Consider the following 13,945-nt stretch of genomic DNA (forward strand, 5'->3'; position numbering starts at 1 on the left):
CGGATAGCTAATCGCAATGGACTAACTATCCGCTTATATACTGAGGTTTTTATGAATGATCTGTTTATATTATACAGCTATCTGAGTATCTCAATATTATCTGTTATTCAATTTTTGTACGAGCATATCTACTGTTTCTTGTAACTTTTTATTTTGAGCCTCCAATGTATCAACCCGTTGTTCGAGAGCATTATAGGACGCAGGAGAGATTTTTTGTAGCGTTTTGTTTTCACCGAATTTATAGGATACACCAAGGTTGGCCATGATGTGGTCATTAACGGTAGCACCGGCTGTGAGGAGCAAGTTTTCCTTTGGATAATACCCCACACCGAGGGCTAGCGCATTGGCATCTTTGTAGTGGCCAATACCGCCCATCACTTGTACTCGATTATCTGGATCAAATTGCATTGGATGTAATGCAGCTAGTGCCGCAGCACGAGCATCGCCTTTATTGGCCTCTTTTCCAATGTTGCTAATTTTGTTATATAGATTATCGATTTGTTGATTTGCACCATATAATTGGGAACCATTGATGGCATCTGTAGAATCCGCGCTTACGCGGCCTGCCGCTACATGAGTGATGGTCCGTTCTTGACCGGTAGCGCCTACGGATACGGTGGATACCGGTGCAGTGCCGGCAAAGTTAACGGTGCCACCTGCATAAGTGTAGCTTGGAGTGCTCACCACATCGCTACTTTCAGCAGTGGAATTATTACCTAATACAACTGCATTATCTAGGGATGTTTTCACATTATTACCCATTACGAATGTGTTATTGGCACCAATTTCGTTCTTGTTACCTATGCTATAGGAGTTATCCCCCTTAACAGTGGCCACATTATACGTACCTACACCAAAGGCGCCAGATTGGTCACCTTCAATCTTGTTGTATGCACCTATGGCAGAATTCTTGTTACCTTCAAAAATAACGCCATGACCCATGCCATAGTTGAAATCACCATTTACATTAGAGTTAGAGCCAATCAACACTGTATTGTTACCTGTGCTGCCACCCGCTTGGCCAGCACCAAGCCATACGTTTTTATTCCCCTTAGCATTAGAACCGGCGAAAGCACCGATAGCAATTGTATCAGAAATAGTTGATTTAAAGCCTGCCGCAAAGTTACCTAAGAAATTATAGTCTCCTTTGCCTTCCATAAATGTTTTAGCACCTAATGCGACGTTCCCACCACCTTGAGAACCATTCAATGCTACACGACCAATGGCAATGTTATTACCCGTTGCATTTGGATCTCCTGAATGAGAATATGGATTACTGTTGGTTGCCCCAGCTTGACCACCTAAGGATACATTATCCGAATTGGTGAAAGAAGCACCCTGTAGTCCGATATTATAGGCTGCACCACCAGCGGAAACAATAGGTGTATCAGCGGCTTGCACCAAGCCTATAGACGATACACTAAACACACTCATCATTGAAACAATACATAATTTTGTTGCGTAATTCATATTACGACCCTCCCACACTTTCAAAATGTGTTGCTATACTCCCGCTAGCGTTCTCGAGGCACCATAAATTTCAGCCACCACATAAGGGTTCCCGCAGGTACTCAATTTGGCGAGTATCCGTTTCGTATAATCTAGATGTTCTAACAAAGCATCGCGTAGTTTGCGTTGCACGTGGTCAGGGGAATGAAATACGAGTATAGGATCAAAGTCTCCTATGATGATATACGTTGTATGTGGTTCTGGTCCTGGCTCAATGCGGTATTGAAATGGAATGATAACGTTGAATAAACCATATACCACATCACGCCCGATGGGTTTGCGCGATTTCAGGCTCGCAAAAGTCATGTTCGGACTCATCGTTCTAGGGTCCGTATACATCGGCTTTGACCGCCTCGACGATTGAATGCCGTTTGCTAGAACTCCCTCGTGGTGCGCTACTTCTCTCAATACCATCTTAATGGATTTATGGATGATTTCACGCCGACCATCTACATAGTAACACGCGGTACAATCACCGCCGTCAATATAGATTGGGATCAAGCAACATATATGGTGATCTACATCGCCATATATTGCATTTGGATTACAAGAAATTGATTCGTTATTACTTACATTTGCACACGTTGTATTCAACATTATCTTAACCTTTCTGTAAGATTAATAAATAGTCAGTAATAAAATAAGGAATTCCTCTTGTAAAAGCTTATAAATAACACGTGTTATAGTAGGTGCTTTAGCAGCACTTATGAGTTAATTGTATACCTATAATTACAAACTGTAAATATATAAATTAAAAAATATTTTAGTTTTTTAAAATTACTTATAACTATGCATATTTTGCATATCTTGAATATCGAATTCTTTGTTATCCGCTACCATCATATAGTACCGCAATTGGTCGATGGCCTTTTTATGGCGTTGTTGCACAGCCTGTCTAGACTGATGTGTTTCACAGCCTATGTCTACGCAGCTCTTGCCATCTCGATATAGGGCATACAATAACTGTTGTTGCTGCCGGGGCAGTTTTCTGAAAGCAGACCACAGACGATTGCGCAATTCGTCTTCTGTTACCGTACCGACAATATCTCGTTCAATATCCACATCGCTAGGGAACTGATCCATCGCTGGCTCTGATACATCATCACCGGTACATAGGGGCAAGGTCAACTCGTGGCGCCACTGATGAGCTGATTGTTTATAAAAATTAAGATAACCATAATGAATGGCTGCTTTCACATATCCTGAAAATGGTACCTTTCCCGATGTGTGAAAGCTATAGATGGATTCGATAAAGATGATCCACAGAAATGATTCGACGTCATCCGTCAGCATAGCCGTACTACATCGGGTTGCATACCGCATGATGAGCGGCCGATAGCGCCGGCATAGCTCGATTTGTGCCGCATCGATAGTCAATTCCTCGATGGGCCACACGGCTCGTTCCGTACTGAGCACTGATACACGACGTTCTTGGCAGACGCGCACTAAACTAAGGTCTGTCACCGCTTGTAATACCTTTTGGGGACAAACCACATGCTTTACCTTCATATTCGTTCCTTTCTGCCTAGGCTTACTTGGAATATACACCCAAATGAGTATTTAGACAAACGAGAAATTCCGCCATAAATGCATACATTTACAGCGGAATTTTTGTTGTTACATATGTATTTGTGTATAATTACAAACCTATTTCAGAAAAGTACGTCAATTTAGATCAATTTTACATAGCTACATGAATTTGAATCGATCGTTGTACAGTGAGCAAGTTCGAATCAATTACAAGTCGCACGAATTCGAATTCATTTCACTAAAACGATTGTATTAAGCGAGTGTATCTAGCACAGGTTTTGCAATGGTATCGTAAATATATTGCCCTTGACCACAGTTGATTTCCTCGAGATTTGGGAACACGAACTGGTACCAAAATTGGAACATAGTATTCACAAAATGGTAATCTGCGTAACGCAATGGACCACGGCTACCACCTTGAATACGTCCAATAATTTCCATATCTAAGAGGTCGGCCATACGGGTTGCAAAGGTACCACTCTTAAGCTCACTGGCATGACATAATTCTGTATAGAACGGCTTATCCAATTGTGCTAACGCATAGAGAATCGCATTAGCGGCGCCTACATTACGAATGTAGCGCATAAGTAATCGTTGTGGTTCCGTACATAATATGCCTTGTGGTCTGAAGAATAGACGCACCATATTTTCATCTACCGATAAGGCGGGATCTATATGCACGAGGTTCCCCGGCATACCGCCTGTTACGTGGTATAGCTTAGCAATATCTTCATCCGTATAGTCCCAACCTAATGCTCTCACATCATCAAGTGTGAACGGATTGACCTTGAAATAATTATGAATGTAGGCTGCAATCAAGCTTGATTCGCCTAAGATTCGCCCTTTTAATTCGTCCACATGGGTTCCCATGAGAAGTACGAATACTTTGCCATGGTCGCGATAGGTTTCCATCAAGTCACGCAATATGATAGGCGCTTGTGGAACCGTATCCACAAATGAAGGATAATCATCTATGATGAGCATGATCCGCTTGTCAAGACTTGCTTGAAAAACGCCACGCAATGCATCCTCTAAGGTCTTAAAAGACCCTAATGGCACCTTTAGTTCTCTCTCAATTGATCGAATATGAATGGACTCATTCGCCAAGCGTCCAAGCAGATATATGGTATGACCCTTGCCTAATCGAGCCTGTAACTGTCTAGCGATATACGTTTTACCAACGCTGTAAGGACCGTGTACAACACTCATTTCCATGCGATCCTGATTGTATAGTTCCATTATGGCGTCAATGACCACCTCATGGTTACTACATTTCATATAAGATCTCACCTCCCTTAAAATAGTTCTCAGGAGTTTATTATATCATATTTTAAATAAACTATAAAATATATCTTGTAAATTTTAACAAATAGATAATAAATTCATTTTTTACACATAAAAAACTCTTTTCCCTGATGAGAAAAGAGTTTCTGTATGTTTAATATGTTATTCTTGAAAGCATATGCTTACTCTACTGTTCATTGCTAAATTTCATGAGCATGATGCGGCGCACCGATTCATCAAGCCGTGCTTCGGAAATGGTTCCATTCTCTACAGCCTGTGTTAACGCATCGTGAACTGCCTTGATATGCTTGGCATGCTTACAAAGGATAACCATGTCGCTGCCCGCATTGATGGTGCGCACCGCATAATCCTCTATGGACATACCAGCAACAGCAGCGCCGACCTCGATATCATCGGTCATCACCACGCCCTCAAAGCCCAGTTCATTCCGTAGCCAATCTGTAATGATCGGTTTAGATAGACTCACCGGATGATTCGCATCGATAGAGGGTACTTTCACAGCATTCACCATAATCATAGGATATTCGTCACGCGTCGCATCGATGAGCTGAGCAAATACGCGACCATCATCGTCCATGAGGCTCGCCTTAGATGCATCTAGTTTCATGCCCGGCACCGTGTAATCAGCGCCGCCTGGAAAATATTGGTATCCCGTAAACACGCGATTCGCCGCATAGCGTTTAGTAATGGTCTCACCGATGCGGGCCGCCCGGTCCACATCGCTCGTGTACGAGTAAAACGAGTGGGTATTCACCATGACACCCAAATTGAGATTGAACCCAAGGTCGCGCATCTCAATGGCCGTGCGCGTCGCTAGACTCGACACCGCATTAATCCCCTGTTTCGATAATAGCTTAGGGTCCGTCCACGGTAGCATCAGGCTAGGTCTGTACTGCATGCGTTCTCGATTCATGGCGATGAACGGCATCATGAGGCTCGACGTATTTGCCGTGTCTCGTATTCCTTTTGTGAAAGCCCGCACTTGTTCCTTGGATTCCATATTATCATTATCTAATACAATACCGCCTACGCGATATTTACGTACTAATTCTTTTTGTGACTCGTCAAATGTAGTGCCTTCTAGACCGATACACATTAACTGACCAATCTTATCCTCTTGTGACATCGTGCGCACACTGCGGTCCGCCTTTTCCGCAGCCGACGCATTCATAGCGGCAATCGCCTTATACCCTACGGGCGCACGGTCAGAATTTGTCGTCACACTCGGCGCCTCTCGACTACACCCTACAAGGATGCCTATCATGGCCATTGCCAATACACCGCAAGCCAGCCTCTTTACGAACTGCTTCATCTCTCTCTACCCTCTATGACAGCTCAAATACAATCAAGTTACGGTTAGACCTCTGCCCCCCAGTCATCAGTCTATTGTTAACACTTTATACATTCTATTATATACCATCTATTTCATTAATGCCTCATTAGAAGACCACAATTTTCAACCTGCTGATTTGCTAATTCCGCATATTGATAGAAAGGAATGCATACAGATTACAAGTTAGAGATTTCTTCAGACAGCCTCATATATACAAAATAAAAACTGCAACCTAGTCATATATACTGTAACTGATACATTCTCAGTATACATAAGACTAAATTGCAGTTTTTAGGATTATTTACGAGTACGATTAGCCTCTGTTTCATCGGATTCAGATGTCGTACCTGTCGTTTGTTTCGATGGATTATGGAAGGTCATCACCGTTTTAGCCGCCACCTTTTTCACTGGGCCTGTTGGTAATACAATAGGTATTTGAGTGTTTACTTTCACAGGACCATTAGCAGGTACAGGGGCTTGAACCGGTGTCGATAAAGCCTTGACGATATTTGGTTGCGGTGCCGTTGGCGCTACAGATTGAGCCGCCGTTTGAGCTGCTATCGATTGAGATGCTGTTTGCTGTGCTACCACTGGTTTTGGTGCTTGTTTAGGCGCATCCGGTTGTTGACGTGCCACACGAGCCGCCGCCAAGATACCTGGGTTGCGATATAATAACTGACCACCTTCGGTAGACAATTTTTGATCGTAATAATATACATCAGCGTTGTAATACTCACTACCACTGGCCACATCATAACGCAAACCAATCATAGTATATACCGTAAAATGTAGCAACCCGTCCGGTTTACTGCGATCAATCGAATCGCGGTCCACATACCAATTATTGCCATTATAGGTGAAAGCATAAATATCTTGCCGAGCATCGGCATTGGGTATAACAGATATAAACAGCGCTGCTACAAACATAGCCACTGCACACATACGTTGAAACATGAGGCCTCCTCATTATGAATTACTACCTATATTAATACTATATATATATACATTAATACATACTATTGGTAGATAGATTATGTAAGTATAAAAATGATTGTATACGATTTAACAACTTATTATACCACATTTTCTGAGATTGCGTTCCTCTGACATACCTACTTGGAATTAGAACAGGCCTGTAGTATTGATGGGCCCCTTTGATACTGCTCCTAAAAATTAGAACAGGCCTGTAGTAATTTCCGAACCTTCGTACATACCCTTTTAAAATTAGAACACGCCTGTTCTAATTCTAGAGAGACCATATCAGGCTCATCTTAAAAATTACTATAGGCCTGTTCTAATTCTAGAGACACTATATCAAACTCATCTTACTAATTAATATAGGTCTATACTAATTTAAAATTCTTATTTTCCTTTAATTCATATATCTGTATTTATAGATGCTTATTGCTCAACTCATATGTTCGCATTATAATTAGTTTAAGATAGTCGACGAGGTTGGGCCTCTCTTCGTTAATGGAGGGAGGGGTGCTCTATGAGTGATTATGAGTTAATCATGATAATTCTAGAGGTGATGACTGTTGTTATTGCCTTTGGTGCACTTGTGGCTCTTATTTGTCTTGGAAAAGACAAATAGCCCTTCGTTATCCTAAAATAGCTAGGTAACTGAAAGGCCATTTCATCACTTTTGTACTTATTGAGATGAGCCTGACGGATCTACTCGCCCGACTATCTTCTTATATTATAAAGATAATTATATATATCGTCAAATTTGAATGAACTCAATACATATATAATGTTTCATAAATTAGTACAGGCCTGTAGTATTGGTGCCCCCCTTAACACCTCTCCTAAAAATTAGAACACGCCTGTTCTAATTCCGGAGAGACCATATTCATAAAAGCCCCAGAGTACTAACAGCTAATATAAACCGCTATTAGTACTCTGGGGCTATTTTATATATAGACTATATTTTCAAATTATTTTAGGTAAACATAGTTTAGAACTTATGTGTAAATCCAGCGTTCACAGACCAGCCTGCTTTATAGTCGCCAGATAAACCAGTGCTAATATCAGCGTAAAGGCTGTTGTTAGCATTGATGCCATAGCGGCCACCGAATGCAAGGTCAGTCCATGTCCCTTTAAGATCTTGTTCTGTTGATTTCACAGTAGAACCACTTGTGTATGTAGTTTTTACCGAGCCAGAGAAGGCATGGTTAACGCCGACACGAGTATAGATACTGCCTGCGCCAAAGGTCTTACCAATCTCAAGGCCAAGACCGCCAGAAGTGCTGCTTACGCCAGCTTGGTCTACATGCATGGTGCCTGCATTAAAGCTATCTCCACCAAAGTGAGTATAGCTCAATTGTGCTTGCGGTTCGATGTATACACCATTTTGTAATTTCACAGTTTTACCATAGCGAGCACCGATAGTGTATGCATTAGCCTTCGTTTCGCCAGATAGGCTTTCACCAATTTCATTACGAGCTGTGAAAGTATTCGTTACACGACCAACTTGGGATTCAAGTTGAATGTATTGATCTCGGCCGAGGTCTTTCAAACCATAGGCGCCAACAGCAAAGGCCTTTTCTTTGCCAGAACCATTGAACACATAATCATCATGGCCACGAAGGTAAGACACTTGACCGCCTACGGTCCAACCGCTACCAGTTTTAGCGTCGTAACCACCTTGAATACGTGTATAGGTTGTGTCGGTATCAATACCTTGTGTATCATAGCTATATTGACCGCCACCGATATGGGCCCAAATACCTGTTGTTGCGCCTTGTTGCAATGCACGAGGGCGGTAAGTATTTGTTAATGTGCGCCAGCCATTGATATTGCTCATAATCGCGGAACGAGCGCCACGCATATGAGGAGTATCATATGCCGTTGTTTGCGCAGGTTGTGGGGTTGGTACCGGTTGTGGCACTGGTTGCGGTGCAGGTTGTGGCGTTGGTGTTGGTGCCGGTTGTGGCGCTGGGGTTGGTGTTGGTGCAGGTTGTGGCGCCGGTGTTGGTGCCGGTTGCGGTGTTGGTGACGGCGTTGGTGCTGGCTGCGGTGTTGGAGCCGGCGTTGGTGCTGGTTGTGGTGTTGGAGCCGGCGTTGGTTGCGGTGCCGGTTGTGGCGCCGGTGTTGGTGACGGAGTTGGATGCGGTGCTGGGGTTACTGTTGTATTGCCGTACACGTATTTACCTTGACCATTTTGGTCAGCTTGCCATGTAATAGCACCTTCTTTAGCATAGCCAGATGTTACTACCTTAATACGTCCAGATTCAGCACCTTCAGAAGCAATGGCTACTGTGCCTTCAAGGTTTCTTTCACCAGTTACATAATTATGGTAATACACCTTATGTGCAAGATTATCTAAAACCTTGTTTACATTATCCTCAGTAGACAAGTCTAGTCCTTTACGGCTGGTGTATAGATGAGCGCCAGAATTAGGGGCTGCACTTGTGATATGAATGTCGCCACCCCAGAAGGAATCAGCCGTTAAACCATTATATGTTGTAGTCGGCGGTGTATATTCTGGATCCTCGGTATCTGCATATTCATCATTAGGATCATATATAAAATTCACATGGCCTTCGAGCTTATCTATATAGAGTTTATTATGCTCATTTTGCTCTACCATATTTTGAGAATTACGATTCGTAGAGCCAACGAGTCGATGCACACGACTAGGCATAGTACTGCTATCAAGGTTAGTGCCACTAAGGCCGCCTTGATACAAAAGCTCCCAAGCCCCTCTTTCACCAAGGAACACATTGATATTATTAAAATTTCGTCTATTTTCATCAGATAAATTGAAAGCTAGCCCAGACCAATTGGATTCCTCACCATCTATACCGATATTAATGGTTGAGCTATGAATTGGATCATTTTTAACTATAACATCGCCTTCAACGAATATTTTATCACCCGTAAACTGGCCACCTTGGTCCTGAACACCTATATTAATTGCGCCGCCTTGAGCAAGAGCAACAGGTGTACTCACGCTGCCAGAATAATACACACCTTCTTTCAATGTAATGGTACCACCATTTTTACTGGTAGCAAATGCACTATGACCATAGCCAATATGAGAACGCCCATCTTCAATAATAACCATACCACCATTCGCTACTATAGAAGATATATTTTTATCGTATTCTGGGAATACACGTATCATATCATCACTGTTAGCTACAAAATCTGTATTATCAGTATACGGAGCGGTATAAGCCGCATCTACCACCATATTAGGCATTACAAATCCAGCAATCGCCAGTGCCACAGCTAGCGATAGCTTTGCTTTACTTACATGTCTCATAAAAATCCTCTCACTCTCACAGTATAAATAAACTATAAATTATCTTAAATTATAATTTATAGTTTGTCGTTTGTAAATATGAGAGAAATAAAATTAGTATAGACCTGTACTATCTGTTGATTCCATTAACATACTTTTTAAAATTAGTACAGGCCTGTAGTATTGTCTGGGACCTTTAATACCCCTCCTAAAAATTAGAACAGGCCTGTTCTAATTCTAGAGACACCATATCAGGCTCGTCTTACTAATTACTACACGCCTGTTCTAATTCTAAAGACACTATATCAGCCTCATCTTACTAATTACTACACGCCTGTAGTAATGTAAAAACCCCTTAATAAGTCCACCTAATTCAGTTACAAATGTATCTTTATCATCAAGACTCTAATTTTCCTTTAATTCGTATATCTGTATTTATAGATACTTATTGCTTAACTCATATGTTCGCATTATAATTGACCTAAGATAGTCGGCGAGGTTGGGCCTCTCTTCGTTAATGGAGGGAGGGATTCTCTATGAGTGATTATGAGTTAATCATGATAATTCTAGAGGTAATGACTGTTGTTATTGCCTTTGGTTCACTTGTGGCTCTTATTTGTCTTGGAAAAGACAAATAGCCCTTCGTTATCCTAGGATAGCTAGGTAACTGAAAGGCCATTTCATCACTTTTCTGTTTCTTGAGATGAGCCTGACGGATCTACTCGTCTGACTATCTTCTTATATTATAAAGATAATTATATATATCGTCAAATTCGAATGAACTTAATAAATATATGATGTTTTATAAATTAATACAGCCCTGTAATAATTTATTAATATTGATTATAGGCAATACTATAGGTAATATATTAGGCTTTAAAGATAACACCATTATGCTCTAGTTGTTCCACCGTTTTTTTACCAATGCCTGGTAGCATCAATACTTCTTGTTTAGTAACTGTTTTAAAATCAGCTACTGTGTATAGGCCAGCTTGTGAAAGTGTAATTTGTGCACCAAACCGTATATTGTCATATACCGGATTGCTACGCACAGCCCCGCCTTTAGTAACCTCTACGGTACTCATATGAGCTGTCTCGCATTTTCCTATATAGCTATCATTAGAGTACCGATTCACAACAATTAGACCGGTAACACATTCATACGCATCATATAAAGTCTGCCATAATGGGCTTTCAAAACTCACCAATTGAGTCGGTAAAAATGAGATAGTAGTATATAAGCTTATTAATTCCCGTGGATCAAAATCTATATCAATCACTTGGTCTACCATATACATAATGGTCTCTAAATGGTCTTCCACAAAATCGTTCCACCGCGTTGCATCTTGTAATAACCAATCAATATCTTCATATTCGTCAACAAGGTCTGCTAATACATCATGGGCAACCTTACTTTCACCACACTGCAAAGCCAATAAAATATACAACATATGCATCGGCAACATGATATCCGGCGCCTGATTAAATGCATTTTGTATATCATCACAACATGCGAAATAGCGTTGATATACCTTGCGACCACGATTCCAGTCGGCCGCGCCACAACAAGCAACCATCATGTACACAAGGAATCCTGAATGATCTTGTTTGTCCCCGTGAAAGACAGGAGTAAAGCATGCAATTGCATCATTATACATATTGTATTCTAAATATATCATCCCCATGTCGATGAGGCAGCGCATATAAGGACGAGCCTCGATTATATGCCAATCCATTTTCTTAGGTTTTTTCAACGATTCTACTAGCTGTTTTAGCTGATGAAGTTGAAAACTTGGATGCAACTCAAGAGCTATAAGTTCCCGTTTAGCATCTACTTCATCAGGACATAACGCAAGAATCTTATTGTACAATTTCTTTGATTCCTCAGTCGTATCAGCCTCTTTTGCAGCCTCGTATAAATCACGTAATTTCATTTCTATCGTATCATTAAAATCACCACGATTATATTGAGTCATAAATGCTTCTATCAAATCCTCAATAGATTTGAATTCAGCCTCATGTTCAGATACAAATTGTTTCTGTAAACGTAATAATAACTCACTTTGAAAGCGAAACATAGAGTATCTCCTTATACATATAAACGTAAAAACACTACTTATCTGTAATATATCACGAGAGGGTATATTAATTCTAGAGGTAAGGCCTTGTTCTATTAATATCTCATCTGAAAATTAGTACAGGCCTGTAGTATTGCCTGGACCCTTTAATACCTCTCCTAAAAAATAGAACAGGCCTGTTCTATTTCTGGAGAGACCATATCAGGCTATCTTACTAATTAGAACACACCTGTTCTAATTCTAGAGACACTATATCAGGCTATCTTACAAATTAGAACACGCCTGTTCTAATTCCAGAGACACTATATCAGACTCGTCTTGCTAATTACTACAGGCGTGTTCTAATTTAAAATCCCCTTGATAAGTACCTAGATACTCATCAAGGGGATTGTGTTAGTTATGAACGATACCAATCATCATATTAGAATTGGTAGTTAAGGTCTAGGCGGTAGTAGTTGGAAAGTTTTTCGTTATCGCCAGTAGCCTTGTTTGTTTTGTTATTAAATCCGTAGTATGCTGTTAAGCCCACGTTCTTTTGTAATGCGTAATCAGCAGTTAATAACCAGCCTTTGAAGCCTTGGTAGTTCATTGCACTAATTGTACCAGCTGGTGTAGCCATCCATGCGGTATTAGTTAGATCGTAAGCGATGTCCCATGTGGAGGATGCAGCGCCTAAGTTTTGGCCGAAGTTGAAGTATTGTGCTTTTACGTCCCAAGAACCGCGTTTTGCTTGGTCGTAGTCACCATAGCCAAGGCCAGCAGTCCATGCAGAACCGTGAGAAACGCCAGCTGCTTTCACCCATTCGCCACCAACCCAAACTTTATCAAAGTTCATGTCTGTGCTGAAGCCATACATGTTTCTAAGTGCGTCACCACTAGATTTGTGCGCATTTCTACGCGCATAGAAGCCACCAAGGTTCACATGTTTATTAAGTTGACCTTTAACGCCTGCATAGGTGAAAGTTTTATTAGATTTTTTAGTTAAGCCGTCAAAAGCACCTGCCACAGCATAGCCGTAGGCTGCTTGGAATTGAACTTTATCGTTACCTGCATTGAATTGAACGCCGTCGAATGTGTCATCGTAAATCAAACCGTTGCCGAGCATTTGGTCAAAGCGACCAGCTTTCACAGACACGCGTTCACCAAATTTATGATTTACATAAGCGCGATCGATAGTAGCCGTTGCATTGCCACCATTAGTTGCATCGCCAAATTCAAAGTCCCCAGAAGTTACGCGAACGACAGCGTCTGTGCGGTCATTCACCTTCGCATTGAATTGAATGCGAGCACGCGCGTCGAATTGGGAACCTTTGCTGTAATCGCCCATAGCATTTACATAGTTACCATCTTTCTTTTGGGAACCAAGATAACGAAGGCGCATATCACCGGTTACTTTCACATTACCTACGCGGTCCTCTAAACGAGCCACGCGAACGCCCAAGTTATTTAATTCGTTAGAGAATTCATCAGCCAAACGGTTAATCAAGGCTTGTTGTTCCGCATTCGCACGATCTTGGTTAGCAAGCGCCTTCGCTACCATTTGTGCTACTTGGAAACGAGTAATACCATTTTCGCCTCTGAAAGTACCATCTGGATAGCCCGTGATGATACCAGTGCTAGCCAATTGAGACACGGCTTGGTAGGCCCAAGAATCAGGGGTTACATCGGAAATGGGTTCGCTGCAAACGCAGTTGTTACACCCAACACAGCTGTTGCTGCAAAGATAGCGGCAAATTGTTTTTTCATAACTATACCTCTCTCCAAAAAAGAATCATACACATCTGCAATTCGGCCCTACTAACACGTATCTCCCTAACCCCTTATAAGTGATAACCGTTATATACAGAATATAACATAAGTATAACATACTATAACAAATATTTTATATTTCAGAGAAAAGTTCATTGGATTTTCATGGGTCATAAAAAAAGCACCAACACA

General features: G+C 41.4%; 8 protein-coding genes and 1 pseudogene. All 9 read right to left on the reverse strand.

From position 1 onward, the window contains the following. Positions 1 to 96: 96 nt before the first annotated feature. Positions 97 to 1,470, reverse strand: a complete 1,374-nt coding sequence (locus tag HMPREF1151_RS05320; RefSeq protein ID WP_009661371.1) for a YadA-like family protein — start codon at positions 1,468 to 1,470, stop codon at positions 97 to 99. Between the two features lie 33 nt (positions 1,471 to 1,503). Next, entirely contained in the window at positions 1,504 to 2,106 is a 603-nt protein-coding gene (locus HMPREF1151_RS05325) for a hypothetical protein (RefSeq protein ID WP_009661375.1), read from the reverse strand. A gap of 180 nt (positions 2,107 to 2,286) precedes the next feature. Continuing rightward, a complete protein-coding gene (locus HMPREF1151_RS05330) occupies positions 2,287 to 3,018 on the reverse strand; it encodes a sigma-70 family RNA polymerase sigma factor (RefSeq protein ID WP_009661321.1) in 732 nt (243 codons plus the stop codon). A gap of 273 nt (positions 3,019 to 3,291) precedes the next feature. Next, entirely contained in the window at positions 3,292 to 4,317 is a 1,026-nt protein-coding gene (locus tag HMPREF1151_RS05335; protein ID WP_009661328.1) for an ATP-binding protein, read from the reverse strand. 193 nt (positions 4,318 to 4,510) lie between these two features. Then, positions 4,511 to 5,656, reverse strand: a complete 1,146-nt coding sequence (locus HMPREF1151_RS05340; protein WP_009661350.1) for a glycoside hydrolase family 3 N-terminal domain-containing protein — start codon at positions 5,654 to 5,656, stop codon at positions 4,511 to 4,513. A 318-nt stretch (positions 5,657 to 5,974) separates the two neighbouring features. Beyond that, positions 5,975 to 6,631 (reverse strand): hypothetical protein, encoded by a 657-nt coding sequence (locus HMPREF1151_RS05345; RefSeq protein ID WP_009661329.1) that lies wholly within the window; start codon positions 6,629 to 6,631, stop codon positions 5,975 to 5,977. Positions 6,632 to 7,634: 1,003 nt separating this feature from the next. Then, the gene (locus HMPREF1151_RS05350; protein ID WP_009661341.1) at positions 7,635 to 9,947 is read right to left on the reverse strand and encodes an autotransporter outer membrane beta-barrel domain-containing protein; all 2,313 of its coding nucleotides are present in this window, start codon (positions 9,945 to 9,947) and stop codon (positions 7,635 to 7,637) included. Between the two features lie 848 nt (positions 9,948 to 10,795). After that, positions 10,796 to 12,004, reverse strand: coding sequence for a helix-hairpin-helix domain-containing protein (locus HMPREF1151_RS05355; RefSeq protein ID WP_009661334.1), 1,209 nt, complete (start codon positions 12,002 to 12,004; stop codon positions 10,796 to 10,798). A 421-nt stretch (positions 12,005 to 12,425) separates the two neighbouring features. Beyond that, positions 12,426 to 13,750: pseudogene (locus tag HMPREF1151_RS05360) on the reverse strand (S-layer homology domain-containing protein). Between the last annotated feature and the right edge of the window lie 195 nt (positions 13,751 to 13,945).

The sequence above is a fragment of the Veillonella sp. ACP1 genome (assembly GCF_000286635.1).
GTDB lineage: Bacteria > Bacillota > Negativicutes > Veillonellales > Veillonellaceae > Veillonella > Veillonella atypica.

Bases quoted from the DNA above. Each gene is read 5' to 3' on its own strand.
- HMPREF1151_RS05335 (WP_009661328.1), bottom strand. From the start codon at position 4,317: ATGAAATGTAGTAACCATGAGGTGGTCATTGACGCCATAATGGAACTA.
- HMPREF1151_RS05325 (WP_009661375.1), bottom strand. From the start codon at position 2,106: ATGTTGAATACAACGTGTGCAAATGTAAGTAATAACGAATCAATTTCT.
- HMPREF1151_RS05340 (WP_009661350.1), bottom strand. From the start codon at position 5,656: ATGAAGCAGTTCGTAAAGAGGCTGGCTTGCGGTGTATTGGCAATGGCC.
- HMPREF1151_RS05350 (WP_009661341.1), bottom strand. From the start codon at position 9,947: ATGAGACATGTAAGTAAAGCAAAGCTATCGCTAGCTGTGGCACTGGCG.
- HMPREF1151_RS05320 (WP_009661371.1), bottom strand. From the start codon at position 1,470: ATGAATTACGCAACAAAATTATGTATTGTTTCAATGATGAGTGTGTTT.
- HMPREF1151_RS05345 (WP_009661329.1), bottom strand. From the start codon at position 6,631: ATGTTTCAACGTATGTGTGCAGTGGCTATGTTTGTAGCAGCGCTGTTT.
- HMPREF1151_RS05355 (WP_009661334.1), bottom strand. From the start codon at position 12,004: ATGTTTCGCTTTCAAAGTGAGTTATTATTACGTTTACAGAAACAATTT.
- HMPREF1151_RS05330 (WP_009661321.1), bottom strand. From the start codon at position 3,018: ATGAAGGTAAAGCATGTGGTTTGTCCCCAAAAGGTATTACAAGCGGTG.